General features: G+C 30.4%; 1 protein-coding gene. It reads left to right on the top strand.

The features are described from left to right. The coding region (locus ACQRD5_RS17295; RefSeq protein ID WP_427747127.1) for an ATP-binding protein at positions 1–313 on the top strand (313 nt) is incomplete at both ends.

Consider the following 313-nt stretch of genomic DNA (forward strand, 5'->3'; position numbering starts at 1 on the left):
CAAAAGAAATTAAAGATTTTGACTTTGATTTTCAGCCTGGTATAAATAAAAATCAAATATTAGACTTTGAATCGTTACGCTTCTTAGAAGCTAAAGAGAATATTGTATTTTTAGGAACTAGCGGTGTTGGTAAAACACACTTAGCAACCTCTATCGGTATCGCTGCCGCGAAGCGAAGATATAGTACATACTTTATTAAATGTAATGATTTATTACAACAGCTAAAAAGAGCTAATTTAGAAAATAGGCTGGATTCTAGACTTAAGCATTTTAGTAAATATAAACTTCTTATCATAGATGAGCTTGGATATTT

It is taken from the genome of Clostridium sp. SGI.024 (assembly GCF_050315195.1).
Classification (GTDB): Bacteria; Bacillota; Clostridia; order Clostridiales; family Clostridiaceae; genus Clostridium.